At 67.2% G+C, this 1,145-nt stretch carries 1 protein-coding gene; it reads right to left on the bottom strand.

Annotated elements, in window-relative coordinates; all coding sequences use genetic code 11:
* Window positions 1–1,103 (bottom strand): condensation domain-containing protein (locus tag ACFWIA_RS35130; RefSeq protein WP_387011336.1); only part of this gene is annotated, 1,103 nt, incomplete at its 3' end.
* Window positions 1,104–1,145: the final 42 nt, after the last annotated feature.

Genomic DNA, 1,145 nt, shown 5'->3' with positions numbered 1-1,145 from the left:
GGCAGCTCGGGCCACTGGGGCTGCGACCCCTGCGTGCGGGCGGTGTAGGCGGTGACCACGTCGCGGGCGAGTGGGCCCATCGACCAGCCGTCGCCCGCGATGTGGTGCACCAGGAGCATCAACACGTTCTCGTCCGGACCCACCTGGAACAGCCAGGCACGGACCGGGAGTTCGCTGGAGAGGTCGAAGCCGTAGCGGGCGGCCTCCTGCAGCGCTCCGGTCAGCTCCTCCTCGGTGAGCGAACGGCGTTCCCAATCCAGCTGCGCGGTCTGCGGGTCCAGCACCAACTGGCGCGGCTCACCATCGGTTTCGGGGAAGACAGTACGCAGCGATTCATGCCGGGCGATGAGGTCGTGCAGGGCGGCGTGCAGGGCGTCCGCGTGCAACTCGCCCTTCAAACGAAGGACCAACGGCATGTTGTAGGTGGCCGAGCGGCCCTCCAGCTTGTGCAGGAACCAGAGGCGCCGTTGGGCGAAAGACAGCGGAACGATCGCGGGGCGGACCATCGGCACCAGCACCGTCCGGGCCCGGCCACTGTCGGAAAGACGGGTCACCAGGCCGGCGGCCGTGGGGGTGCTGAAGACGTCCTTGATGGGCAGCTCGACTCCGAGCGTGCTGCGGATGCGGCTGACCAGACGAGTGGCGAGGAGGGAGTGGCCGCCCAGTTCGAAAAAGCTGTCGTCGATGCCGACCCGCTCCAGACCAAGGACCTCGGCGAACAGTCCGCAGAGCACCTCCTCCTGCGGGGTGCGAGGTGCCCGGCCGCTGGCCGTGGCCGCGTAGTCCGGAGCAGGCAGAGCACGGCGGTCCAGCTTGCCGTTCGGTGTCAACGGCATATGGTCCAGGACCATGATCGCCGAAGGAACCATGTACGTGGGCAGGTGTTGAGAAAGCCGCTCACGGGCGGCCTTGACGACCGTGCCGATACCGCGTGCGGCCAGGGGATTGTTGACCGATGCGCCGGGTGAGGCTGCCGGGGTGTAGACGCCGGTGAGAGTGGGGGTCGTCTCGTCAGCAAGAATCAGGGCGTCGAAGAGGTCGACCGAACGGGGTGACCATGTGGCCACCACCCGAAGACCCAACTCCACACCCCGCTGAATCAACTCCTCAGGGTCGACCTGAACACCAAGGTCTTGGACATCGAA

The sequence above is a fragment of the Streptomyces sp. NPDC127068 genome, assembly GCF_042724695.1.
Lineage (GTDB): Bacteria > Actinomycetota > Actinomycetes > Streptomycetales > Streptomycetaceae > Streptomyces.
This window is presented reverse-complemented; position numbering and strand designations above follow the sequence as displayed.